This window comes from Clostridium fungisolvens (assembly GCF_014193895.1).
Lineage (GTDB): Bacteria > Bacillota > Clostridia > Clostridiales > Clostridiaceae > Clostridium_AR > Clostridium_AR fungisolvens.
Window position 1 is genome coordinate 2936935 of the sequence record NZ_BLZR01000001.1, and the last position, 26153, is coordinate 2963087.

Annotated in this window: 17 protein-coding genes and 1 pseudogene; 4 read left to right on the forward strand and 14 right to left on the reverse strand. The window is 31.8% G+C overall.

The features are described from left to right. Positions 1–74: 74 nt before the first annotated feature. Together vanS and vanR are read right to left on the reverse strand one after the other, a co-directional pair. Positions 75–1217 (reverse strand): vancomycin resistance histidine kinase VanS, encoded by a 1143-nt coding sequence (vanS, locus tag bsdtw1_RS12895; RefSeq protein ID WP_371874694.1) that lies wholly within the window; start codon positions 1215–1217, stop codon positions 75–77. Next, positions 1195–1893 (reverse strand): VanR-ABDEGLN family response regulator transcription factor, encoded by a 699-nt coding sequence (vanR, locus tag bsdtw1_RS12900; protein ID WP_183277970.1) that lies wholly within the window; start codon positions 1891–1893, stop codon positions 1195–1197. Before vanR ends, vanS begins: the two co-directional genes overlap by 23 nt. 661 nt (positions 1894–2554) lie before the next feature. Here vanR and bsdtw1_RS12905 point away from each other — a divergent pair. After that, the gene (locus bsdtw1_RS12905; protein ID WP_244638165.1) at positions 2555–3961 is read left to right on the forward strand and encodes an MATE family efflux transporter; all 1407 of its coding nucleotides are present in this window, start codon (positions 2555–2557) and stop codon (positions 3959–3961) included. A gap of 424 nt (positions 3962–4385) precedes the next feature. Here bsdtw1_RS12905 and bsdtw1_RS12910 read toward each other — a convergent pair whose 3' ends face one another. The 8 genes and pseudogenes from bsdtw1_RS12910 to bsdtw1_RS12945 form a co-directional block, all read right to left on the reverse strand. Continuing rightward, positions 4386–5009, reverse strand: coding sequence for a class I SAM-dependent methyltransferase (locus bsdtw1_RS12910; protein ID WP_183277971.1), 624 nt, complete (start codon positions 5007–5009; stop codon positions 4386–4388). A 748-nt stretch (positions 5010–5757) separates the two neighbouring features. Then, positions 5758–7091: pseudogene (locus bsdtw1_RS12915) on the reverse strand (IS3 family transposase). Between the two features lie 168 nt (positions 7092–7259). Then, on the reverse strand, positions 7260–7538 hold the full coding sequence (locus bsdtw1_RS12920; protein WP_183277972.1) for a DUF3892 domain-containing protein: 279 nt from the start codon (positions 7536–7538) through the stop codon (positions 7260–7262). A gap of 133 nt (positions 7539–7671) precedes the next feature. Continuing rightward, complete coding sequence (locus tag bsdtw1_RS12925) at positions 7672–7824, reverse strand: hypothetical protein (protein WP_183277973.1); 153 nt, start codon at positions 7822–7824, stop codon at positions 7672–7674. A 163-nt stretch (positions 7825–7987) separates the two neighbouring features. Continuing rightward, complete coding sequence (locus tag bsdtw1_RS12930; RefSeq protein WP_183277974.1) at positions 7988–9055, reverse strand: hypothetical protein; 1068 nt, start codon at positions 9053–9055, stop codon at positions 7988–7990. Beyond that, entirely contained in the window at positions 9052–11190 is a 2139-nt protein-coding gene (locus tag bsdtw1_RS12935) for a hypothetical protein (protein ID WP_183277975.1), read from the reverse strand. The genes bsdtw1_RS12930 and bsdtw1_RS12935 overlap by 4 nt, the downstream gene beginning before the upstream one ends. A gap of 14 nt (positions 11191–11204) precedes the next feature. Beyond that, complete coding sequence (locus tag bsdtw1_RS12940) at positions 11205–13985, reverse strand: tubulin-like doman-containing protein (RefSeq protein ID WP_183277976.1); 2781 nt, start codon at positions 13983–13985, stop codon at positions 11205–11207. Between the two features lie 165 nt (positions 13986–14150). Continuing rightward, positions 14151–16460, reverse strand: coding sequence for a VWA domain-containing protein (locus bsdtw1_RS12945; protein WP_183277977.1), 2310 nt, complete (start codon positions 16458–16460; stop codon positions 14151–14153). Between the two features lie 407 nt (positions 16461–16867). Between bsdtw1_RS12945 and gdhA the strand changes: the two genes are divergently transcribed. The 3 genes from gdhA to bsdtw1_RS12960 all read left to right on the forward strand — a co-directional run bounded on the left by gdhA (position 16868) and on the right by bsdtw1_RS12960 (position 21896). Next, positions 16868–18199: an NADP-specific glutamate dehydrogenase gene (gene gdhA / locus bsdtw1_RS12950; protein ID WP_183277978.1), complete on the forward strand. Its 1332-nt coding sequence runs from the start codon at positions 16868–16870 to the stop codon at positions 18197–18199. A gap of 967 nt (positions 18200–19166) precedes the next feature. Next, positions 19167–21218: a ribonucleoside-triphosphate reductase, adenosylcobalamin-dependent gene (gene nrdJ, locus bsdtw1_RS12955; RefSeq protein ID WP_183277979.1), complete on the forward strand. Its 2052-nt coding sequence runs from the start codon at positions 19167–19169 to the stop codon at positions 21216–21218. A 234-nt stretch (positions 21219–21452) separates the two neighbouring features. Next, positions 21453–21896: a hypothetical protein gene (locus bsdtw1_RS12960; protein ID WP_183277980.1), complete on the forward strand. Its 444-nt coding sequence runs from the start codon at positions 21453–21455 to the stop codon at positions 21894–21896. 185 nt (positions 21897–22081) lie between these two features. Here bsdtw1_RS12960 and bsdtw1_RS12965 read toward each other — a convergent pair whose 3' ends face one another. The 4 genes from bsdtw1_RS12965 to bsdtw1_RS12980 form a co-directional block, all read right to left on the reverse strand. Next, entirely contained in the window at positions 22082–22651 is a 570-nt protein-coding gene (locus bsdtw1_RS12965) for a hypothetical protein (protein ID WP_183277981.1), read from the reverse strand. After that, positions 22638–23108, reverse strand: a complete 471-nt coding sequence (locus bsdtw1_RS12970) for a DUF5643 domain-containing protein (protein WP_183277982.1) — start codon at positions 23106–23108, stop codon at positions 22638–22640. Before bsdtw1_RS12970 ends, bsdtw1_RS12965 begins: the two co-directional genes overlap by 14 nt. Positions 23109–23923: 815 nt before the next feature. Continuing rightward, entirely contained in the window at positions 23924–24028 is a 105-nt protein-coding gene (locus tag bsdtw1_RS23740; RefSeq protein ID WP_205245285.1) for a DUF1398 family protein, read from the reverse strand. Then, positions 24028–25506, reverse strand: coding sequence for an Lsa family ABC-F type ribosomal protection protein (locus bsdtw1_RS12980; RefSeq protein ID WP_183277983.1), 1479 nt, complete (start codon positions 25504–25506; stop codon positions 24028–24030). The genes bsdtw1_RS23740 and bsdtw1_RS12980 overlap by 1 nt, the downstream gene beginning before the upstream one ends. Between the last annotated feature and the right edge of the window lie 647 nt (positions 25507–26153).

Here is a 26153-nt window from a genome sequence, read left to right on the forward strand (position 1 = left end):
TTATTTAAACACAGAACAAGGAGCAATTTTGGAATTCTATCTTATGACTTTCTTATGACTTTATTAAAACTTTCTTATGATGGAAGCTTTACTGTAAATGTAGTATTTTTGGTGCTGCTTTCCACAGAGATTGTACCATCGTGAGCCATGACAATTTCTTGTGCGATTGCCAAACCTAACCCTGCCCCACCGGTGTTGGTGGAACGTGCAGAATCTAATCTATAAAACTTTTCAAAAATAGTCTCGAGTTTTCCTTGGGGAATTGGATTTCCTTGATTAGTAAAAGTTATAATAATATTTTTGTCCTGTTGCTTAGCAGTAATATCAATGACGCTGTCTTCATAGCTATAAGCTATGGCATTTTTCAGAATGTTATTGAACACACGAGCCAGTTTGTCTGCATCTCCCCACATAGTGAGGCCATCAGGTACATTGACGTACACCTGCTTTTCCTGTGAAGTCAGCATTGGATAGAATTCATCTGCCATCTGCTGGAGCATGAACAGTAAATTGATTTTTTCTTTATTCAAAATAATAGTTTGAAGATTAAATCTTGTGATCTCAAAAAACTCATTTATAAGCTCCTCTAATCGATAAGCCTTTTCTAATGTAATACCCACATACTTTGACTTCTGATTAAGGGGCATATCAGGAGCTTCATCCAGAAGACTTAAGTATCCTATAACTGACGTCAGAGGAGTCTTTATATCATGAGCCAAGTAAACTACCAAATCATTTTTGCGTCGCTCGGCATCAAGTGCAGCTTTCTTTTGTTTTTCCAAGTTGTTTTTTATCTGATTTATCTTATTTTCCATAAAATCCAGTTCCGGGGATAATACAATTTCTTCATCGGATTCCTCAACAAGTTTATCCATCCCGCTACTTATTTCATCAAAATATGTTGTAAACCAAGAAACAGAAAATCGAAAAAGGATAACTAATAAAAATATTAGAATTACAACAAAAATGATCATTTCCATATTATTGCGAATCACCAACTGATAGACTTCCTGTGCGTCCGAATTTCTAAAATGAAAAGCGTTGACTAAATATCGAACGATACGATCTCCGATCTTTCCCCGGAGGATATATCTCAATAGATAGACTGTCACAGCGGCAGCAACTGTAATCAGAAGCATTTGAAAAAATACTTTCCTTTTTAATTTTGTATAATCATTACTTCTTTTATCTCTGTTACTTTTCAATCTTATAGCCAACCCCCCATACGGTCTTTATATATTTAGGATGCTCTGCGCTGTCATGCATCTTTTCTCTTAGATGCCTAACATGAACCATTACAGTATTATTGCTATTGGTGAAATACTTATCTCCCCATACCTCATGGAACAATTCTTCCGAACTTACCACACGTCCACGATTGGAGCAAAGCACCCAAAGAATTGAAAACTCTGTAGGAGTGAGAGATAGCTTTTTTTCATTCAGCGTGCATTCACGGGTATCCATATCCAATACCAATCCAGAAAATGCAATGAAGTTCTCTTGCTGTTTTGGCTCCCCAGAATTATATTTGGTAAATCTGCGGAGCTGCGCCTTTACACGTGCAACAAGCTCCAAAGGCCGAAAGGGTTTTGTTATATAATCATCGGCACCTAGTGTAAGTCCTGTAATTTTATCAATTTCTTCTTCTTTAGCCGTCAGCATGATAACAGGGAAATTATGATTTTCCCTAATCTTCTGACAGAGAGTAAAGCCATCAATATCCGGTAGCATGACATCAAGTATTGCAAGCTGTAACTGTTCCGACTGAACACACTTCAGTGCATCTTCACCGTTATAAAATTTGTATATTATAAAACCCTCATTTTTTAAATAAACTTCAATTAAATCTGCTATGGACTGCTCATCATCTACAACTAAAATATTTATTTTCATAAGTTTTATCCCCTTCTTCCTGATTAAATACCATTATTATAGTACTGCTAAATTAAATTAAAATCATAATAATCTTCTTAATAAAATCTTAAGGTTTTATTAAGATAGGCTTCAATCTTTATGTTTAAAATTAATTTTCTCATAGTTTTTAGTTCAGATAGTTTTTTCAAAGCTTTAAATCACTCTATAATTTATTAAAAATTGAACTGCCAAAACTTAGTGAAAGTATACTCTATTATTCCACAACTTTCAATTTATAAAAATGAAATCGCCAATCTAAATTTATTACTAAATATACTATTTGGTTTAAGTTAAAAACGCATAATATTTATAAACAGAAAATTTGTAATGCATTTCACTCAATTATTATTAAAAATACTCTTCTAGCATTATACTTTTAGCTCTAAATCCTTCTCTCCTGCCCCCTAAAGCCTTGAGAGCTCATATATTGATATTTCACTTAAATAAATCTATATTTCTTATATTCTCAATATTTGAAGCTATAAATTATTAAGTTTATAATAGATGATGGTTTATTAACCTTAAAATTTTTTTATCAATAATATATATTAAATGATACTTGAAGCAATACTTTTTATTTTTATACATTAAACTATGAGTAGTAAATCTAAGATTTTATTTAAGGCTGGTGAATGTAAATATGAATATGAATTTAGGTTTTTTACATCAAAATACGGAAGAAAGACGTGAATTGATATTAAATGGTCCTATACTCTCAACTCTTTTCTTACTTTCAATCCCAACTCTTATGATGGGACTAGTTCAATCCATAATTCCAGTAATGGATGGAATTTTTATAAATAATATTGTTGGAACCATTGGTGCAAGTGCTATCACCTACTCAGGTCCAATAATAAATATGGCAATAGCTCTCTCTCAAGGCCTCAGTGTTGCTGCAATTGCTATGATTGGTCAGATGAACGGAAGAGGTCATTATAAGAGAGCAAAATATGTGTCAACTCAAGTTGTAGTCTTCGCATTTCTTATAGGAATAATAACAGCTCCTATACTTTACGTATTGGCATTTCCTATATCAGGAAGAGTTGACCCACAAATATCTCATGACGTTTTTTTGTATCTTGCATTAAATTCATTAGTTCTTCCTTTTTTATTTCTTGAAACTATATATAACTCTATAAAAAATGCCAATGGAAAGCCTGAAGCTACCTTCATAAGAATGATGCTTATGCTAATTTTAAAGTTTATATTTAATATATTGTTTATCGTTGTTTTTCCTTTAGGACTTGTAGGTTCGGTTATGTCCTCTTTTGCTGCAAACCTAATTATCTGTATTTGGATGTTCTATGAATTGTTCGTTAAGGATAGTGATGACAAGCTTATACTTAAGGGCTTTAAATTCGATTTCAAAATTTTGTTCAAGCTTGTAAAATTAGGAATACCTTCTATGATATCAAGCTTAATGCTTAGCCTTGGCTTCTTTCTTATAAATAATGAGATTGAAAAATATGGTCCTATTGTATTGACTGGTCAAGGAATAGCTGGTAACATAACATCCGTTTGCTTTATACTACCTTCTGCCTTTGGTTCAGCAGTAACTACCATGGTAAGCATGAATGTTGGAGCGGGACAAGGTAATAAAGCTCGCAAATCTTGTATTGAAGGTTGTATAGTCAGTGCTATTACTGCAGCATTATTAATTATCACAGTAGTTCCACTGTCTCCTTACCTAACAGTTTTATTTACCAATAAACATGATGTGCTTGAAATTGCCAACAAATCTCTTCATATATATACCTATTCTGTAATAGGCTTTGGGATATGTATGGTAGAGCAAGGTGCCTTCATAGGTTTAGGTCGTACAGGAATACCTCTTATTATGGGCTTTCTTAGAATATGGCTTTTAAGATATGTATTTATTCTTGCAACAGAGCATGTGCTCAGCTTTTATTCAGTATTCTGGGGCAATTTATTCTCAAACTACATGGCAGCTATAATTACAACTATTCTAATAACCAGAATAAAATGGGTATCCGCTTTATCTAAAAAAGAAAGTAAGAGTGAGACTAAGAAACTTGCGTCTGTATAATTTCTTTAAATTAATTGGTTAACCATCCGACGCTTTAATGAGCTTACGCAAAGAATTAATATGATTTTGTCATATTCCATGGCTAAAACTGTAAACTCACTACGTTCGAACAGTACAGTTTTACTTTTTAATAATTCATACTTTTTATAAATCTTTCATATTTTAAATTTAAGAAAATAAAAAGGCTATATGATTAAAAAGTAAAAAATGAAAATATATCGCCTGCCAGAATTTCTTCACATACGTTCAGAAAAGGCAGATGCGTAAAAAAATCGCTAATTAAGAGCAATTAGCGATTTTTTAGAGCCATTCCATCTGAAAAAATCATTTAATTCTAATAGCTAGCTCATATAGCGTCTCCTGTATAACCAATTAATTTAAACAATACTATTAAATATAGACATTCATATAAACTGCTCTTACCCTACTTCTTACACTTTATAACCATGAAATTTATTGAGTGATTACCAGGTCTCTCCTTATTCGGTTCATCTATTTCTGATGCTTCTACTAGATTATATTTTCCAAACTCCTCTTTTATAGAATCAACATCATAGAAAAATAACCTTACGCCATGCATTGTCTCGAACCAATCTTCACTTAGCTTTTTACCATTCCCATACATAGGAGCTTTTTTTGACACAGCAGTAAAAATCATATATCCGTTAGGCTTTAGCTGGTTGTAGCAATCTTGAATTAATTTTGCTCTTTGCTCTTTATCTAATAAATGGATAAGTGCGTAGCAGAATACTCCATCATACAGTTTGTCATCAAAGGGCATATCTGTTACTGAACCATGATATATAGGAATATCCATTCCATTCTCTCTTGCTAAATCAATAGCAGTTTGCGATATCTCAATTCCTGCTACATCAATCCCATTATCTAAAAAAATCTTTGCATTTCTTCCATACCCAATACCAGGGATAAGTATTTCTTTTACTTTATTCTCAAGAAAAAAATCCTTCGCCTGAATTGCTGAGTCTGCAGGTTCCTCTCCCCACATCATTTGTTTTTCTACAAAACTATCTTCCCAAAATTCTCCCATATATAAATCTCCTTTAACGTATATTTTAATGAACCATGCTTAAACATTATTTGTAAGTAAAGAGTTCCTATATCGAAACTTAATTAACACTTGTTCGAAAATCCCGGCTTCTGGGGATTTCCGGGCATGCATAAATTAATAGTTGAGTTAGGAACTTTATATATATCTATTACAATATTATTATCTCCTAAATTTCACGTTTAGCTTTTCTTATATCCCTGCTATTACAGATATTTTATATCTATAATTAAGCTGTGAAAAATTTATAAACCTTAATCAACAAATAGAAACATACACAATTAAATAATGCTCCAATTTTACTATTTCCTTGATTGCAATAAAAAAGTCGCTGATAAAAATGAAATATCCTCTCTCCTCTTGACTAGAACATATAAAAGGTATTACAGACTCTCTTTGTCTATAATAATATAAGTAATGCTTTCTTTTGTCAATGCTAAAATAAATTCCAATTGCTTTTGAACTTTTATTTTTATAAAACAAAAGCAGCCTGGATCTCATTGTAAAGTGGCCCCTTTGTCAAGGACATTTGAAAAAAACGGACTAGAAAGAGTGGGATTTTTTAAATATCCTTGTGTCATGGAGGCGATATGACACAGAGGCACTGGTATTGTATCTCATTTAGATACTTTTTACCAGTGCCTTTAAATTTATCGATATACTTTATGCTTGAAAGTGCAAGGAATTTACTTAATAATGGCTTTCGTACCTCATCGGATGATGAGAGATTTTAAACCTTTATAGGGTATTCACCAGTTTCTAAATATCTAAAATATTGATTTGGTGACAGCTTGGCTAAATTCCATTGGTATCGATCATTGTTATAGTAGTCCATATAGTTGTCTATTTCACTTTTAAGTTCATCAAATGTACAGCATTTACCAATGTGTATTTCATCTTTCATATGTCCAAAGAAAGATTCTTGAGGGGCATTATCCCAACAGTTTCCCCTCCTGGACATTGATTGCCTAATTTCTTTTTTCATTATAAGATCTTGAAATTTAATACTAGTATAATGTATTCCCTGATCAGAGTGAATTATGGTTTCCTTTGTTAAGGAAATACCGTGATCACGTACCAGTATATTTACTGTATTAAGTACAAAATCAACTTCTAGAGAGTCGCTTAAGACATATGCTAAAATCTGTTTTGTGTAAGCATCCAAGATAGTTGAAAGGTAAGCTTTTTCCCCATTTTCGTAGAACATATATGTAATATCTGTTAATAACACCATTATCAGGCCATGCTCCTTGAATTCACGATTAAGAAGATTTTCCGCAACATAACTTGTCTTTAAAGCCTTCGCCATTCGGCGGTACGGGTTTGCTTTTCGTATAGGACATCTTAAATTAAATTTTCTCATAAGCCGGCTTATTTTTTTCTGATTCATTCGTATTCCAATATTCAATAACCGCATGTAAATGCCACGTTTCCCTTTGTCATAGCCCCGAAACCGATAGGCAGCTAAAATAATTTCAAAATCTTTTTTGTCTTGTTCATATTTTCTATTTCTCGCTTCTTGTGAAGAAATCCAATTGTAATAACCTGATCTAGACACACCTGCACATTCACACAGCCAGCTTATATTCAACAAGTTATTATCTCGTTGAATCATTTGCTGAATTATTTTGAACTTTTCTTCTGGCTTTGCTTGTGCTTCCATTGAGCCTGTTGGTTTAGAAAATTTATTTTTTTTAAAAATTCATTTTCTTGTTTTAGGTATTCAACTTGTTGCTGCAAGCGTGCAATTTGTTCATCTGGGGGTAAGTTTTTTGTTGATGGACGTCCAAATGAGCCTTTTCTGATGTCGTTAAATCCATCTTCGCGTTTGCTCATATTCCTAAAGCGCCGAGATATGTTATCAATTCTTTGTTTTCCTAAAGCAATAGTATCAAAACCACAGTTTCTTAATATCTCTGATGGTGGTTTACCGGATTCATATTCTGATACAAAATGTGCTCTAAATTCCTCGGTGTATGTTATGGCTTTTGAGCTGGCGCTCTTTACGTAAGGATTCTTTAATAGATTTTCTAGTTGTTCATCTGTAAAATAGTTTTTCCCTATTATAATCAACCCCTTTAAAATAGTTTACAATAAAAAAAGATCCTATAAAATAGATTCAATCAAAAACCGTGTCTTGCACGTTTTTTTAACTGTCTATTTTATAGGGTCTATTTTATTGTCCAAGCTGCTTTTTAGTATCATAATATTAAATAATCATCTTCAACCTTATTATTGGAAGAACTGCCTTGAATCTTGTTCATCTCTTTTCAAATGTGTCTCAGATATATTGTTTGGCTCACTGCCATCTTCTGATACACATTTAAGATACTCTGATCCATTTTTTGCTTTGGCTATTTCAACATCTTTAAGTACTCCTTGTTTTGCAAACATAACAGCCTCACCTGTTGAAATTTTTTCTCCATTATCTAATTCATATAATATTATCTGATCGTCCTCATCTTTTATAATTTTAGCTATTGTGTGCGCAAGGTTTTTATCTATAGGCATATGATCATTCCTTTCTTAAACTTAATACATATTAAGTTTAAGCAGTTATTGAAGGTATATACATGATTTTAATTAATTTATAAAAAAATCGATGAAGAAAGTAACTTCATCGATTTTTTTTCGCATCTACCTTTTACTCATACCTATCAAGCATCCTTATTACCGCTTTACAAAGCTCAGGATCATTTTTAAGTTTATCTTCATTGAAAGATATTTTGTTTTCTTTAAGAATCTCACAGGCTTTTTTGAATAATATAATATCTTCTATGTTTATAATTTTATCCATGCTATCACCATATTTTGTTTTTGTTATATATTATGATGATAAGCATATAGATGAACCACTTCATAATTGAATTTATATTTTCAAATTCTCCTCTCAGAGCCCGGAGGAGTTTTGAAAATAGATTTCGGATTGAAGTAGTTCATCTTTAATAAGCTACAAACAATTATTTATCGATGCTTGGCACTTCTCCAATTCTAAAGCTGTTATCTTCCTTTAGCTCGCAATAAAAGTATTGTTTGTTATCATTAGTATAATAATTACCTACTAGTTCGTCTGCTCCTTCAACCGCAAGAGCAAGGTTAGTTTGTCCATCTTTTAATGGAATCTTCAGTTCTATAACTTCTATACCCATAGCTCTTATAATAGCAGCAGTACAAACTCCTAAGGAATAGTTATCACCTTCCTGTTTTTCTAAGGTCTCAGAAGGCTTTTGCAGAGTAAAAGTTTTATCATCCACATCTGTCTTATATTTAAATTTACTTATTAGGGAATAAACTACTGAAATTTTTTGAAAATTATCCAGGCCGTTTAGGTCACATAAGCCTTTAATTTGTTCTCCAAAATCTTTAATATTCTTCTCAATCTCTAGCTGTGTTTCTTCATCTTGAACTAGGTGGTTATCTCCTTTTTTAAAGCTTATCTTAAAATCTATAGGCTTCTTTATATTTAAAGCATCTATAGTGTAGCTCCAGTTAAAGTCAATATAATCCTCTCCTACTTCTTCAGCGAGTTCCTTCTTCTCATTATTCTCCTCTTGTTTTATGTCACTCTTTAAGTCTTTTATTACTTTCTTAGGCTTCAATTCTTTAAATATAAATAATAAACATAATACACCTAGTACCATGATTTTAATATCTATTACTTTAAAAAAGATCTGCACAACTAATGATAGACAAATAAGAACTCTTGCTGCTAGGTTTATAGAGCTTTGCCCCTTGGAATATTTAATTAAGCTCCACTGACTTATATCTATATTTTTAAATACGAATAGACTTTTTCTTACTACATTACTTAACAAAAAATAAAGCAGTAAAAATAGAATCACAAAGCTTACCAAATAGATTGTAGGCGGTAAATAATCTGAAGAAATATATAGCAAAAACTTAAAAGGTGGATTTGGGAAAGTTTTTAAAAGATAATCTGCAAATTTTACACAAAGCACATATACCAGTAGGTTTAGAGGGATCACATAGAATACAATAACTAAGAACAAAGCAATAATCTCTATCATATACTGTCACCCTCCTTTATATTCATAAATGGAGTTATACTGCTAAGCTCCACTCCTAAAGTAAGCTTTACTATGGATATGCTATCAATAAAAATATCTTTTCCATCAATTGTAGATATCTCATATCCGCTCAGCTTTGAGTTTAGAACGTCTTTTGTAGCTTCTACAAAACCTTTGGTTGCTACAAAAATACCATGTTTTTCTAACTCTCGGCTATTATTATATTGGAGTAATTCTTTAGACTTGATCACTCCTTTATCAATCCAGCTTGAGATTCCCTCATTTAAGTTTTCCCCGTATTTGAATTTTAAAAACTCATAAAAGTCTAAAGCTACATAACTTTTTGAAGCTTCTAAAGCATATTCTTCTATGGTTTCCTTTATGAGTTTTTCCCTAAACTGTTTAAGATCCGAAAGCTTTGCTGCAAGACCTGAGTAAATGCTTCCAAGATCTTTACTTTGAGTTTCATAGAACCTTCTTCTATCTTTAAAATCAAGCAAGCTGGTTATAAGATTTTCGTCATCCAAATTACTACATTGTGTTATAGCTAAAATATCTGACTTTACCTTTTTGCAATTCTCTATCCCTTCATCAACTTCCACAATTCTTTCATTTATATAATCTATTATAGATTTTTGAACTTCCGCTAATTTATTCTCCATATATTGCTTAACTAAGATACCGGAACTTTTATAAACTTCATCTATATAAGTGTTTATGAAATCATTAAATTTTTTCACTTTATATTTATAGTCTAACCAAGTAAGTGAGGATATTAGCCCTATTAATAGGATTATATATATGATTCTCATGACTAAATTAAAATAAGGAAAAACCAGGTTATTTGAAGAATATAGCAAAAAGGTTATAAGAATAACTATCTTCACTATAAATCCAATGTAATTTGGATAGTTATAAACCTTCTTTTTCAAGGTTTCGTTTAAATAACTTATGTCCTTAGGTGCCTTAGTTCCATAACCTGTAGACTGTTCTTCTGCATTTTTTAATAAATCAAGTAAGAAGTTTTCTCCTTGTTTTAGACTATAACCTAAGGATACTTCATTTAAGTCTCTATTTATTGCCTCTTTAGCTCTATCTACAATTTCTATGGAACTTTTATCTATTTTTTTCTTTATTTCTCCTAGATATTTTTGTTCAAATACCCCTTCCCAGTTTTTCATGATTCTAGGGTACTCCCAAATGTTATCAGTTAGATTAACTTCTATGGCTTCATTGAGCTTTAGTGTAGGTTCATCACCATCTATAAGTGGCACTCCGTTTTTAAGTTCATTTATATGAACATTGCTTTTAATATTTCTAAAGCTGTCATATGGACTGTAATCAATATATTTTTCAAAGCTTATTGCCCGTTCCATAAGATCAAAAGCAAGATAACCTGAAAACTCCTTCAAAATCTTGTCCTTTCGAACTGATAAAGCTGATATTCCAATGGTACCAATCTTAAAGTCACCTTCATGCATTAATATCCTTTGGTTAAAATAGGCTAAAGGCGGCTGTTTTGACGGAAGTATATTTAAATATATTAAATGAGAGCTTATATATTCTAACTCTTCCTTTGAAATTCTGGTACCATCCTTTGAGATGCTGTGAAGAAGATATATCTTAGAATCAATATTTATCATGTTTTCCTGCTTAGTAATGAGCTTTACAATTGTGCTTAAATTATTTACACCTCTTAATTTTTCTTCCTCATTATACGCCCATTCCTTGTGAGCTATTGGAATGATGTATAAGGACACCCCTGAATACTGTGATTTATCTACATTTCCGTAATTCAGATCGTAAATAAGTTCAATTAGTTCACTGGCAGATATCTCTGTACTATACATGTCCCAAAGCACATAAATATTTATCTTTACTCCTTCAATATTCTCATTTCTAACCTTATATCCCAAATCTACAAGCTTGTTAAGATTTTTAGCTGATAAAAGCTTATTATCCACTACTTCCTGAAGCTCACTCTTTATATCCTCAATACTTTCTACATCACAGCATTCTATTAGATTTAAAAAGTGCGCAGGTGTTTCTAAGAGCATATTATTTAAAAAGTCCAGGGCCTTTTTACCAGAAGGCCCTGCAGAAATTACTAATGAAGGATTAAATACTTCATTCATTTAAAACACCTCTACTATAATGATGTTTTATATTTAAGCTTCTCATAAGCAATAAAATCCTTCTCATTTACTTCATCTGAGATGAATTTTATCATATGCTCTTTTAATTCTTCCTTTTTAAAGCTCTTTTCTATGGACATAACAAAATCATGTATTAATTTAATTAACTGCTTGTCTTGTACTAATTTATTAATAACCTCTTGCTGAGAGGTACCTAAGATCAACTTCTTATCTATGGTTGCCTTGTTTTTAGGGAAATCCATACATTCTTCCATATTATCTTCAAACTCAATACAGTAAGGAGAAGAATAGATATATTTGAAACCTTCCCCATATCTAAGATTTTTAACAAAGTCGCCATCCACATTTATTATTAATCCGTAAGCTAAGGATAGGTAGTAATCCTCCATCAGTTTTTCTGTATCTAGATCCAAATCACTAAGTCCAATGTATGACTCATTTAAGTGAAGTGGATAAGCCTTTGTGGAAAGAAGTCTTAAATAAAACTGCTTATAATTTTTTATATCAGGAAGATATCCTGCGCAAGCTCCCATGGTTATATGAATTACATCGATTGAGTATGGATTTGTTGTTTCCACATATCTTGCCTGTCTTGATCTTTCTCCTGTTTGACTTCTGATCCAATTATCTATAGGTTCTTGTGGTTTTATTGTGAAGCCATTTGTTATATTTTCATCCTTTATTGCTCCAATGTAATAACATTCAGTCCAAGATACCTCTGGATTTTTTACAGCAGACCAAAATGGCTTAGATAGTTTAGATGTTATCTCAAGCTGCTCCTTAACATAGTCATTTATACTTATATTTTTATCTTTGGCGTTTTGCTCTAAGATCTCCATTATATTAATCTTAGAATCAACCTTATCAAACTCTCTTTCGCAAATTTCTAATAGCCTGTCTTTTCCTTCTTTAATAACAGAAATAATACTCATATCCTTAAACATTGCTGCAACTTTTTCTGTGAGATTCTTACCAAAATTCTCATAATAATAGTGTTCATAAAATTCCTTTGTTATCATTTCTCTGGAAATAATATTGCCACCGTACTTTTTATTTGCTTGGTAGTTAATCTTATTTAATCTATTATTGACTTGAGCTATAGAAGCATTGATATCTCCGATTACCGCATTTATGCTTGCCTTACAGTCATCAATAATCTCTCCTGCAAGATCATATTTCTTCTTTTGTATCCTATATGACAATTCCCCAAATTTCTGATCTATAAATTTATTAAAGTCGGAAGTTAGTTTTCCATCTACATCCCTCTTGCCACTTTTAACCTTCTTGTCTTTAATGTTATCCATATTATTTTCAATACTTGCTCTATCAGCGCTGCTATTATTTGTATAATCTACATAGGTTTCATAATCACTTGCAAAGCTTGCTTTTAATTGAGTAAGTATTTTATTTAAGCTATTTAATCCATATTCTATAGCTTTTTCGTTTATAAACTCACCAATGATTTCACTTATTTGCTCTTTAATAGTATCTTGATCACTTTTCCATTCCTGATATCTTTCATTAGAGATATTTTCAACTCTCTTTAAATTTGCTTTTTTGCCTATAAACTCAGTATAATTCTTCCCACTATATCTATTACTACTTCTAAAATCTCTAAGTCTTTCTGTGATTTCTAAGGCTTCATTAATTTTTTGCGCTAAGTTCTGAGCTATCTCATAAAGGCTCTCTTCTTCGTTTGAATTAGATATCTTTGATAATATCTCAGAAGTAAGTCTATAAGCACAGTATCGTCTTAAATTTTCTACTGGTACCTCCATTGAGGAAGATGAAAAGGTACTAAAATGCCTATCTCTTTTTAATACTGGGTCCTTATCTTTACATATAAAATTAGCATAGTCTGCTCTTAACTGAGATCCAAGCTTTGTACCAACCTCTTGAAATAGTTGAAGCGAGCATAAATCATAAATATCCTCAATATTTGTCAACACTCCACCCATCTCATTTTTATTTTCAAGTAAGTAGCATATATCAAAAAGCTTCTTTTCAAGCTTGATTTCACCTATATTTGTGTATTTAAAAGAGTATTTTTCATCATCTGGATTTGTGATAGAAGACATGAAAAACTCTAATTCTTTAAGTGCAGCATAGCAGTTTGCCTTGCTTCTGTTTTGGGCATCTAAGTCTGAAGAAAGCTTATCATCATAGCAGCTTTCTAATGTAAATAAGCCAATTATATTGGTATTATCTCTGTTAAATACCTTTGATAACATAACCGCTACATCTAAGAAAGTACCGCAACCAGTGCCCCCAGCCAAAGAACCAACTACATAAACCTTATGCCTGTCTATATTTTCTAAATAAGCCTCTCCAACATCTGTTAATACCTTGTGTAAATCCACAAGATCGTTCTTTGCAGTGTTTAAAGTATCATATACAAGCTGTGCATTTTTAGCTAAGTACATTCTACCGATAGGTCTCATCAGTCCTGCACCTTGATCTGTTGAGGTAAAGAAATCAGGAGTAATAGGTGGATTTTTAGGAAGCCAATCAAAGTATGGATTCTTATAAGCCCAATCTAAGGTTGTCTTAACTCCTTCCCCAAATCTCAGCTGACACTTTTCATTGTTATCTATGTCATCATCTAAAAAAGATTTTAAGTCTGTATCGATTATCAAATATCTTATAGGCAGCTTTTTACCACCGTATCTTTTACTAAATAGCTTTTTAAGTCTTTTAATAACTTGAAAGCCTGTACCTCCGAGCCCAATAACTAAAGTGGGCATAATATCCTTTGGAACTTCCATGTTACGCATTGTATACCTCCTAAATATAATAAATTTCAGGTTATGTTTGTGTCCTGTGTTGAAATTTAGGTACCACTCTGACCATACTTAAACGAGCTTCACAGAGGCGTCCCCTAAATTTCAACTGTAACTATCAGCATAACCAGATTGTAATTATAGCGTTTTACTAATAAATCACATAAAACTAACTCTGATTTTTTCTTTTTTTATAGTTAAGGACACCTCCACTCCTGGTGTGTAGGCTACTTCACTTCCTACCTCTTCATCATTAAGTAGAATTTCCTGTGGTTCTGTACCGCAGTAGTTAAATTTGAAGATATTATCCTTCTTAATTAGATAGATCAACCCAAGTAGGAATTGAGGTTTGTCCTCTATTTTAAGAGTAAAATATCCTATGGAATTGTCATCTATATCATCTATGCCTAAAGCTTTAAGTCTATTATTAAAGTTTAGATACATAGTATTTTGCTGCAAATTCATTGAAAGATTTATTGAACTAGTTCTTGAACCAACAGTGCAATCTAGTTCTTTTGCCACACTATAGCTCTCAATGTTTTTCTTAAAATAGCTCGTCCCTAATAGGTATAAAAATAAAGCTATTAAGGCCAAGGTAACTACAATTATTAATGGAATCTTGAATAAGTTTAGATAGAATAGTGCACCTGATAGTATTACTAATTTTGTACTTATACTTTCAGTTACTTTTACATCATCCGCAGTCTTAAAGGAAAGCTTCAGGTTTCTAGAATTTTTAATAGGTTTTATTGAAACTGATATTTCCTTTTGTCCTTTTGGATCTACTTCAAATTCTCCTACTTTGTTTTTATCTTCATCTAAAATCTCTACTTTTTCTTTGTCATATAATATGACATTGCCTAGCTTTATATTTAAATTTACAGTTTCCCCAAGCTTATAATTTTTCTTAGAAGATGTAACGTCTTCAATATCAACGGACGGCTTGTCTATTACATTAAGACTTTCATAAGGCAGATAGTAGCTAAAGCTTTCATTATTCACTACTCCATTTATGCTGGTAGAGATCTTCACCATTCCTTTTTTATCAAACTGAACCTCACTTAAAAGAGCTCCATTTTCAACTTTTAATGGATATTCTTTTTTTCCTGTACCATCATCTATTACTACAGTTCCACCTAAACTGGTAACCTTTGTACCATCCCTAGGTACAAGTTTTAGCTTCATTTTATCTCCCAGTTTTATATTCTCAGGTAGCTCGGACTCATAATAAAAAGGTGGATAATCATTAACATGTATAACGACTTCTTTTACCCCAATGATACCGCCGTTTCCATCTTGAGCTATTAAGGTAATTGGGTATTGACCAGGCTTGTCCTTATTAAATTCATACTTAAAAACATCGCCTACCTTATTATTAAGGTTTTCAATCTTATCTTGCTCCTTCTTTTGAAGATAAACTCCATCGAGCTTCTTATCACTATCCACTGTTATATCAAACTTTAATGGGATTCCTTTTGGTATGCTTAGAGTTGTCTGCGTTGCATTTATATTTATACTTGCTTTACTTTTTATCTGAACAATAACAGAATTCTTAGAATTGTCTTTGCTATCTATCTTTAAGGTTTTATCGCTGTCATTTTTTAATCTATAAATCTTATAAGTATCCCCAGTTTTATCTGCTGGGACCTCCTCACCATTTGAAGTAACACTAATTAAAGGGGATTTATTTTCACAGGAAGCAACCTTTATAATAACCTCATCAATCATTGAACTTAACTTAATTTCCTGGCTTTTTTGACTTTGAGTATTATAATTAGCTATGGTATAGAAGCCTTCCATATCGCCAAGCATCTTACTAAATGCATTAAAAAGCTCTGCGGAGTTTTCGCAATATAGAAAATCTCCATCTGTATTAAAGGCAATGGAATTTAATCTATTTTGATCCACATCCTTTGAAAGTCCTATGGTGTTAATCTTTATCTTTGAGGAATAGGCTTTTTTAACTAAGGAATTAAGCTCACTTTCATGACTTGCTGTGATCCCATTAACAGGGTCTTCCTTGCCATCAGACAAAACAATAATTGCTTTATCCCCAGTTACTCCATCTAGCTGAGAAATAGCTTCCTTCAAACCTTCCTTAAGGTCAGTACCTTTATCTTCAAACTTTATAGACTGAAAAAAAGTCTTTAAACTTTCTCGTGAAGGCTTTTCACTAAGCTTTTTATCATAAGTCACCGTTTCTCCAAAACCCAAAACATTCACATTTACCTTATCACTTAAGGTATCCATAAGCATAACACCAGCCACTAAGGACAATCCAAAAGGATCAGTTTTTTTCATGCTTAATGATTTATCTATTAAAATAATTAGATTTTTTTCTTGATTTTGCTCCGCAGCGTTAACTTTTTTTACTGCGCCTGCTGCACCAAAATTAAAAAAACTTAATATAAAAGCTACTACTATTGCAATAATATGCAGTTTTGTTTTTCTATCCGATTTTCTTCTCACGCTTCTCCCTCCCAAATAAATTTACTTTAATATACTATTTAAAGTTAATTTATATTAGAACTAACTAGGATAACTCAAATTCTTAAACTTTTCTTAAGACCTCTTAAAGCCTTTAGAAATAAGTAACTATCTGAAGCATCAAAGGCTAGATTAATGCTATTTCAAAGAATATATCTTATAAACTAGCATAAATTAAAGTGAATGCTTTATACCGTTCTATATCTTCTAACTTCAAAAGAAAATTATTGATATTTTTACTCCTAATACAGGATTCCTAACTCAAGTTTCCGTAGTGAAACCCTTTAGCTATTGCTTATAAGTTTTATAATTAATAATATAAATCTCTTCTTTCTACTAATTATGTCAATAATAATCAATATAACCTAATTAAATAGGAGGCAATTTTAATGCAAATTTTAAGACATGTAATGGATGATATTATAAAAAGAAATCCAAATGAACCTGAGTTTCACCAAGCAGTGGAGGAAGTGCTTTTGTCACTTGAACCAGTAGCTGAAAAACATCCTGAATGGGTAAAGGATAAAATCTTCGATAAGATAGTAGAACCTGAAAGGCAGATTATCTTTAGAGTACCATGGGTAGATGATAATGGTGAGGAACATATAAATAGAGGATTTAGAGTTCAGTTTAATAGTGCCATTGGACCTTATAAAGGTGGACTTCGTTTCCATCCATCAGTTAATGTCGGAATAATAAAATTCTTAGGTTTTGAACAAATCTTCAAAAACTCACTAACTGGTCTTCCAATAGGTGGCGGTAAAGGCGGTAGTGACTTTGATCCTAAAGGTAAATCGGATGGAGAAATAAAGAGATTTTGCCAAAGCTTTATGCTAGAACTTAATAGACATATTGGTGAAAATACAGACGTGCCTGCTGGTGATATTGGAGTTGGCGGTCGTGAAATCGGATATTTATATGGTATGTATAAGAAGATAAACAACGAGTTCACTGGGGTATTAACAGGAAAAGGCCTGGGCTGGGGCGGAAGCCTTGCTAGAAAAGAAGCAACTGGTTACGGTCTATGCTACTTCATGAATGAAGCTTTAAAAGCAAAAGGAAAATCCTTTAAGGATGCAACCGTAGTTATTTCAGGTTCTGGTAATGTTGCTATTTATGCTAATCAAAAGGCAACAGAGCTCGGCGCTAAAGTTGTAGCTATGAGTGATTCAAACGGATATATCTATGATGCTAATGGAATAAATCTATCTACCATTCAAAAAATAAAAGAAGTGGAAAGAAAGAGAATAAGTGAATATGTAAAATATCACCCTAATGCAACCTATACCGAAGGCTTTAGAGGAATATGGAATGTGAAATGCGATGTAGCACTTCCATGCGCAACTCAAAATGAAATTGACGAAAATTCTGCTAAGACTTTAATTGCTAATGGATGTTATGCTGTTGGAGAAGGTGCAAATATGCCTTCAACAATGGAGGCAGTTAATCTATTTATCAATAACAAAATAATCTTTGGGCCTGCAAAAGCTGCTAATGCCGGTGGTGTAGCTACTTCAGCCCTAGAAATGGCCCAAAACAGTATGAGATATTCTTGGACTTTTGAAGAAGTAGACTCTAAGCTTCAGGAAATAATGAAGGGCATCTATGAAAAATGCAGCAGCACTGCAAGTGAATATGGTTTTGAAGATAATTTAGTTATAGGAGCTAATATTGCTGGATTTATTAAAGTTGCTGAAGCTATGTATGCACAAGGGATTTAGTTTTTAGGGACTTTAGCCTAACATTCCCTTGCCTTAACAGGCTCCTTTATGAAGCTTAAGTCATAGAGGCTAAAGCATTATTTATACGCGAATATAGAGTTAAAACAACATAACAATAAATTAACCCAGGACAATAATATTTATAATTATAGTCCTGGGTTAATGCTATAGTCTAATCTCAATTTTTAATATCCGAAAATATAAAACTAAACACATTTTTATATATAGATAGACTAATTCCAAATAAAATCTAAATTAATAATTAAATCACCATTAGTAGTTAAAATGACTTCTAATATATTTCAAATTCATGGAACTGGGATATCTATTCCTCTAAACGGATAAACTGCTTCAATCCTTAGGCTCAAAATAAAGATTTCGATGGTTCTACGAATCTTTATTTTGATAAGTTTCAAATATGAAGTAGTTTATATATTCCTAAACTACTTCATATTTGAAACTATAAATGATTCAAATTCTCAATAATAATTTTTAAGTTCATGATTTTAAATAAAGAAAAATTATTCTCGTAAAATTTTTTAATATAGATTTTATTAATAATTAAACACTTCACACTCCTTAATATATAAGCATTAGTTAGACTAACAGCCACTCATTTTTTTCAATTTATTCCACTGTTAACGCTTAATTATCGAATTAAAACATTTGACACTTTCGCACTATATGTAGTATTATTTAGAAAAACATTCCACTATATATAGTGTTGTTTTTTAAGTTGAACTACTTCAATCCGAAATCTATTTTCAAAACTCCTCTGGGTTCTGAGAGGATAACTTGAAAATATAAGTTTAATTATGAAGTGGCTCATCTTTAGATGTACTAGTTCGATCTAAAATCTATTTTTAATATTCCTCTGCTTCTATGAGGAGAATTTGAAAATATAAATTTTATTACGAAGTGGTACATCTTTAAGAAGGAAGATATGCTTTTCAAGGAGGATTTTTTAATGAAGAAATTATTAACTGAAGAATTTTTAAATCAATATGCGGAGATTAATCCATTAGCTCCATTAGGAAGTTTTGTTTACTATAGAACTTATTCAAGATGGTTGCCAAAGGAAGGCAGACGCGAATCATGGCTTGAAACTGTTAAAAGAGCTGTTGAATATAACTGCAGTTTAGCTCCTGATACTTCTAAGGAAGAAGCTGAAGAATTATTCGATTTAGTATTTAACCTAAAAGGATTTCTTAGCGGACGTACCTTTTGGATAGGTGGAACTTCAGCTGTAAATGATCATGCTCTTGCAAATTTTAATTGCAGCCTTATCATATTGGATGGTTTTGATAAACTTGGCGAACTATTTTATGCATTAATGGTTGGAACAGGCGTAGGATTTAGAGTTCTTGAAGAGGATGTTAAATATCTTCCTAAAATAAGACTTGTTGAAGTTATAAATAAGGAGTATGAACCTAAAAGTAAAAATAGCAGACTAGAATCTACAGCTCTAGATTTTTCTAATGAAAATACTAAAGCAACTATACATGTAGGCGACTCTAAAGAAGGATGGGCTCAGGCTTTAAGAATGTATTTTGACATAGTTACTAGAAAAGAATATAAGCATATCTCAACAATTGAGATAGATTATGATAGCGTAAGACCTAGAGGAGAAAGATTGATACGTTTCGGAGGAACTGCCTCTGGACACGATAGCTTAAAAAATATGTTTATTAAGTTCCACAAGGTAGTTAACAATAGGATTGGAAATAATGCTGTTGAAGGTAAGATACACGCTATTGATATGCTAGATTTTGCAAATATAATTGCTGAAAATGTAGTTGTGGGCGGAGTTAGAAGATCTGCTGAAATCGGCTTAATAGATGCCAATGATTCTGAAACAATTCAAGCAAAGAATGGCTTATACACTCAAGATTCAGATGGTAATTGGGTTGTAAATGAAGATATTATACACAGAGCATTATCCAATAATACCATAATCCACTTTGAAAAACCTTCTAAAGATTTTTGGAAATGGCAGTTTCAGCAAATGAGGTTTAGTGGCGAACCAGCAAGCTATAATGGAGCAGAGGCTTTAAGACGTAATCCTAATTTTAAAGGAACTAATCCCTGTGGAGAGGTGCTACTAGACGACCGTCAAACTTGTAATTTAGTTACTACAAATATTTTGGCTCATGTAAAAGATGGAAAGCTTGATATAGATGCACTATTAAAAACTCATTCATTATTAACTAGAGCTTCCTACAGATTAACACTTGTAGAATTAGAGCTTCCAGAATGGGATTATAAATTAAAGAGAGATAGACTTCTAGGGGTAAGTATCACTGGGTATCAAGATGCTATTAATGCAGTAGGCATGAATATAGCTGATCAAGTTGATTTACTAAAGAAACTAAGATTTACTGCTAGAAAAGCTGCCGATGAATTAGCAGATTCTTTAGGCTTAAATAGATCACTGCTTGTTACAACTTTAAAACCTGAAGGTACTTTGTCACTGCTTCCTACGGTTTCTAGTGGGCTTCATTTTTCTCACTCTCCATACTATGTGAGAAGAATAAGGATAAATGCTGAAGATGCATTAGTTAAAGTATGTCAAGAATTAGGCTATCCTGTACACCCTGAAAATGGTTCTACAATGGAAAATGCCAGAACCTTAGTTATTGAGTTCCCTGTTGAGGCACCTAAGGGCAAAACAAAATATGATGTTTCAGCAATTGAGCAGCTTGAAATATATAAAATGTTTATGGACAATTACGTAGACCACAATGCAAGTATTACTGTAAGTGTAAGAGAAAATGAGTGGGATTTAGTTGAAGACTGGGTTTATGAAAACTGGAATTCAATAGTTGGTATATCCTTCTTATCCTTAGATGATAGCTACTACCCTCTTTTACCTTATGAAGCCATTACAAAAGAGGAATACGAAAATAGATTATCAAACATGAAACCTTTCGATGCTAAACTATTAATGAAATATGAGCATGGCGATGAACATGATCTAGATGATAGTGAATGTGCAGCAGGTGTGTGTCCTATAAAGTAATCAAACATATTAATAATAACTATATAGTAGAAAAGTCGCTGCAGAAACCTTCTTCAGCGACCTTTTTATAATAGGAAGAACTTACATAGGTTAACTTATAATTGTTAAATATCCCCAAGATAGTTAACCTCCCAGATACTTTTTAAAAAGTCTTTTAATATTATATTTGTCCACTGTAATATTTAATCTCAATAGCTAATATAAATTATTAAATAATAAAGGATAGGTGATTTAATGTTTCAATTTTTTGCTCTATTAGGATTTTTCTTATTTTTCTTCTCCATAATATCTTTAGTTCTATATATTTTTATGGCTTATGCTTTATACAAAATGGCAGTTCGTCAAGGACTGGAAAATCCTTGGGTGGCATGGATTCCTATAGCTCAATTGTACATTCTAGGTAAGCTAATTAAAGGTCTAAAAATCTTTGATTATGAAGTTCCAAACATTGAGATTGTACTACCAGTAGCCTCCATCATATTTGTAGTATTTCGCCATGTGCATATTTTAGGCACTTTAGTGTCGTTGGTCAACTTTATTCTTGTACTATTTGCATTAAATAAACTATACAAACTCTACAAACCAGAAAATGCTACTTTCTATACAATTTTAAGTATACTAGGATTCACAGTACCATTTATAGTATTTTCTTTAAAGGATAAAGACCCAATAGCATAAAATTTATATGATCTCATATTGTTAGCAGCTCTATGGCTGAAACTATATGTAAAGTTGAAACACTTCAATGGAAAATCTATTTTCAAAACTCCTTTTGTTTCTGAGGGGAGAGTTTGATAATACAATCATGTACACCATATAAAAAGGCGGCTGTTGCTCCAAATCAACAGCCGCCTTTCATAAATTTATATGCTAACAAGTTCTTCTTTATAAATAACTTTTCCGTCTTTATCCAACCCCACAAGATACTTTGTATTTCTTGAATTACTATCTTTATTCCAATTAAAGAGGAACATTCTGCTTTCATCTAACTGATACTTCGGTTCACTTATCTTATCTTCCCCTTCAATTAGAATAGTGGTTATTTTAGTATCGCTTACATAACCATAGACCTTCATAAACATCTCATTGTTCTTAGTGCTAGATCCACTCCAACTATAAGATACTTGCTTTGATGAATCTATAGGGTACCCTCCTACTCCATCTCCTGGATACCATTTAATTAGTTCCTTTCTAACTGTATCTGCCGAAAACCAATCCTTATATCTACCTAAATATATTTTTTGTTTGCCTAAGTCTATCTCTTTTATTATCTTTGAAGGTCCATAGTGATACGTTCTCTCCGACAGTTCATGAGCTTTTAATGGAGAAAAGCTACCATATGATAGAAATGAATATTTGTAGCATATGAATAGAAGTACTGTTGCTATACTCCATTCAATAATTACACTTATGCTTATCTTATTTATTTTCATTGATATTCTTCTCCTTATCAAGTGAAATGGTCATTTCAGCCTTTCTATCATACCAGTCTAGTTTGAGAATTAAATATTTTGCATCTTCATCAATTCTTTCAACTTCCATAAGTTCATCCTGTCCCCATATCTTACCTTTGTTTTCTCCACCCCTATACTGATATTTTTTCCCTTTATCATCAAATATATTAATTACATTAGTCGTAGAAAAAGACCAACCTGGTTCGGAAGTTCTATATATAGATCTAATATAAGTTTTATCATCAGTGTTAATAATTCTTTTAATTGATACAGTATCATTGTCTATCTTCATATCTTTGTTAACTTCAATTACCTGTGCTTTTTTCTGGTTCACCAGCTCTTTTAACTCTTTATCATAGTATTTGCTCTCAGGCAAATTAGTAAATATACCTATGATAATTATAATGAGACAAATTATTGTTATTGGATTTTTCAATAGTTTAATTTTTCTCCCCCCAAACCTCTATTAAAATAATTATATTAATATTATCTTTATCCTTTTCTAATCCTCAAATCACACTAATTAAAGGCTTATTCACTCTTAAATTGAACTCTCACATGTTATTATAAGATAGTTTTAAAATAGATGGTTCATCAACAATCGGTATATTAAAGTTCTAAATTCATCACTCTATTTTAGTACTTTAAATCTTAGAAATCATTTTGTTGATAAAATCATCGTTTACTATTATTAAATTACAATATATCCATATATTAGTATAATATCACATTTAGAATATAACTAGATTAATAGCATGTATTTTTATAAGAATTCTCTTAATTTTGAGTTAATTATTTTCAATTTAAAGGTGGATATAATAGCAGTTGTCATTACTGCACAAAGGGGGATACCTTCTATTTTGTGAATAACCATTTTAATAACAAAAGATTTTTAGTAATCTCAAAGAGATTCTTATGACATTTAAAACAATATAAGGAACTGTATTAAGAAAATGTTGTTATTCTTTCAAAGGATACTTGTCCACATTTTACATTATTAATTTAACTTTTTATCATTAAATCAAACCACTATGCCATATGTACAAGCTATCATTTTTATCACCAACATTTATTTAATACATAACTATAGGTATTTAAAATATCATTCATTACATCCGTTTCTTATCCAAGAAAAGCTGTTTACTGATATGAAATTTGCTTTAAGACGCAGGAAAAGGTATAGCAGAAACTCTGCTATACCTTTTATTTTCTTGAATTCTATAGTTTAATTTGAAATCCTATAACTTGTGGCTATACAGTGGGGATTTTTTCTACAATTAAAATTTGCTCTTCCAAGTCATAATAGCTACAAGTCATTTGGTCTAAGTCTGAAACCCACTTATATATACCAGCCACTACAATCTTATAGTTTTAGTCGCCACGTTCTCACAAAATGTAACATCATGCTCAACAAACAAGATTGTTGGTTCATATTCCATCAAGAGTTCTTCTATCTGCATACGTGAAATAACATCAATAAAGTTTAGTGGTTCATCCCAAATATAAAGGTGCGCTCTATCGCATAGGCTTTTAGCTATTAACACCTTTTTCTTCTGCCCTCCACTAAAGTCTTCCATGTTCTTTTCAAACTGTTCTCTTGAAAAATCAAGCTTTCTAAGCATTGCTTTGAATAAGCTTTCATCTATAGAATTTTTCTCTGCATAAGCAGTAAGATTCCCCTGAAGTGATGAGGTATCTTGAGAAACATAGGAAATTATCAGTTTATTATTCTTTCTCACAATACCTTCATGAGGGATATTTTCTCCATTTATCAATTTCAAGATACTTGATTTTCCACTGCCATTCTTTCCTTGAATTGCAACTCTTTCCCCTTGCTCAATGGTAAAGCTTATTTTTTCACACACAGTCTTGTTATCATAATGAATTGAAACCTCTGAAAGTTCCACAAGTTTTCTATCGTGAAAGGTAAGAGGAACTATTTTTAAGCTTTCATTGGATTCAATATTTTTAAGAAGCTTTGATTTTTCTTCAATGGCATTCTGCTGTCTAGCCTCTATATTCTTAGCACGCTGCATCATTTTTGCAGCTTTGTGTCCAACATAACCTCTATCTATTTTACTTCCAGAATTAGTAGTTCCAAACTTACTACTCTCAACTTTATCAGACCAGATTGAGGAACGTTTTGCTGCTGCTGAAAGCCTATTAATGTCTTTCTTAAGCTTTTCATTTTCAGCCAGCTCAAAACCATCCTGCAATTCTTTATTTCTCCACCAGGAAGAAAAGTTGCCTTTTTGTATTTCAATATTGGTTTTATTTATAGCCAAGATATGATCAATACAGTTATCCAAAAAAGCTCTATCATGTGAAATCAAGATAAATCCCTTCTTCTTTTTAAGGTAATCACTTAATTTCTTTCTACCTTCAATATCTAAATGATTCGTAGGCTCATCAATGAGCAAAAAGGAGTTTTCCTTTAAAAACATTGCAGCAAGCAGAGCCTTAGTCTGCTCTCCTTTAGATAGTGTGTAAAACTGCCTATATAAAGCATCATAGTCCATATCAAGCATAGACAATTCTTTTACTATCTCCCAATCCATTGAATTTGGACTGATTTCTCTTATAACATCAATGGTGAAATTCTCTTGGTCTTTAACTTCATAAGGAAAGTATTCAAAATTTACATTAGCTGAAATATTCCCTTTATATTCGTATTTTCCAAGAAGAAGATTTAAAAAAGTAGTCTTCCCTCTTCCATTCCTTCCGGTAAATCCTAACTTCCAATCAGTATCGATTTGAAAGCTTACATTTTCAAATATATTATCATAACTACCTTCATAAGCGAAGGTTAGATTAGTAACATTTATCATAGACATAGTATCGTCCTCCTCTGTAATTAAATCAGAAAAACCTCAAATCTAAAGCTATCTTTAAGACTCTGTCCTAGCAATGGACAAAGTATAAAATGCAAGCAGATCTTAAGATCCTTCTTTTATAATGTTCTAAATAACAAAGTCGGAACAAAAGGCGACCTTGTTATTACTCCATATCAGCGTCGCCAAAAGTAACCGGCTCTATATGGAGAATATCATGCGTTAGCAAAGTATCTTCAATTTTCATTTTTAATCCTCCTCCTATGCTTCTTACCATAAATATGATTTATAGCATTATCAATCTAATTTTAAGTTTTTTCATAGAATGTTTTACATTATCTATGCTAAAAAACAAAAAAATAAGAGCCGCAAGAAATTATCATTCTTACAGCTCATAGATATACAAAGTTAGGCTAGGCAATAAAGCATAGCACAAAAGTATATGTTAAGAGAAAAAAGAATAACTTTCTTGCATAAAAAAGTACGACAAAAAACAGAATTACTCCGTTTATATTTGTGTCTGTTGTACTTTAAAAATTAGCAAGAAAAATTATACATCTTTTCACCTCAAATTACGATTTTTCTTATTATTCTACTCTTACACTTCAAGAATGTCAACAGCAATTGCTTGGAGAAATATTACGCTTAAT

Bases quoted from the DNA above. Each gene is read 5' to 3' on its own strand.
- bsdtw1_RS12910 (WP_183277971.1), bottom strand. From the start codon at position 5,009: ATGGGAGAATTTTGGGAAGATAGTTTTGTAGAAAAACAAATGATGTGG.
- bsdtw1_RS12925 (WP_183277973.1), bottom strand. From the start codon at position 7,824: ATGGATAAAATTATAAACATAGAAGATATTATATTATTCAAAAAAGCC.
- bsdtw1_RS12930 (WP_183277974.1), bottom strand. From the start codon at position 9,055: ATGATAGAGATTATTGCTTTGTTCTTAGTTATTGTATTCTATGTGATC.
- vanR (WP_183277970.1), bottom strand. From the start codon at position 1,893: ATGAAAATAAATATTTTAGTTGTAGATGATGAGCAGTCCATAGCAGAT.
- bsdtw1_RS12980 (WP_183277983.1), bottom strand. From the start codon at position 25,506: ATGTCTATGATAAATGTTACTAATCTAACCTTCGCTTATGAAGGTAGT.
- nrdJ (WP_183277979.1), top strand. From the start codon at position 19,167: ATGAAGAAATTATTAACTGAAGAATTTTTAAATCAATATGCGGAGATT.
- gdhA (WP_183277978.1), top strand. From the start codon at position 16,868: ATGCAAATTTTAAGACATGTAATGGATGATATTATAAAAAGAAATCCA.
- bsdtw1_RS12960 (WP_183277980.1), top strand. From the start codon at position 21,453: ATGTTTCAATTTTTTGCTCTATTAGGATTTTTCTTATTTTTCTTCTCC.
- bsdtw1_RS12965 (WP_183277981.1), bottom strand. From the start codon at position 22,651: ATGAAAATAAATAAGATAAGCATAAGTGTAATTATTGAATGGAGTATA.
- bsdtw1_RS12905 (WP_244638165.1), top strand. From the start codon at position 2,555: ATGAATATGAATTTAGGTTTTTTACATCAAAATACGGAAGAAAGACGT.
- bsdtw1_RS12935 (WP_183277975.1), bottom strand. From the start codon at position 11,190: ATGAATGAAGTATTTAATCCTTCATTAGTAATTTCTGCAGGGCCTTCT.
- bsdtw1_RS12940 (WP_183277976.1), bottom strand. From the start codon at position 13,985: ATGCGTAACATGGAAGTTCCAAAGGATATTATGCCCACTTTAGTTATT.
- bsdtw1_RS12920 (WP_183277972.1), bottom strand. From the start codon at position 7,538: ATGCCTATAGATAAAAACCTTGCGCACACAATAGCTAAAATTATAAAA.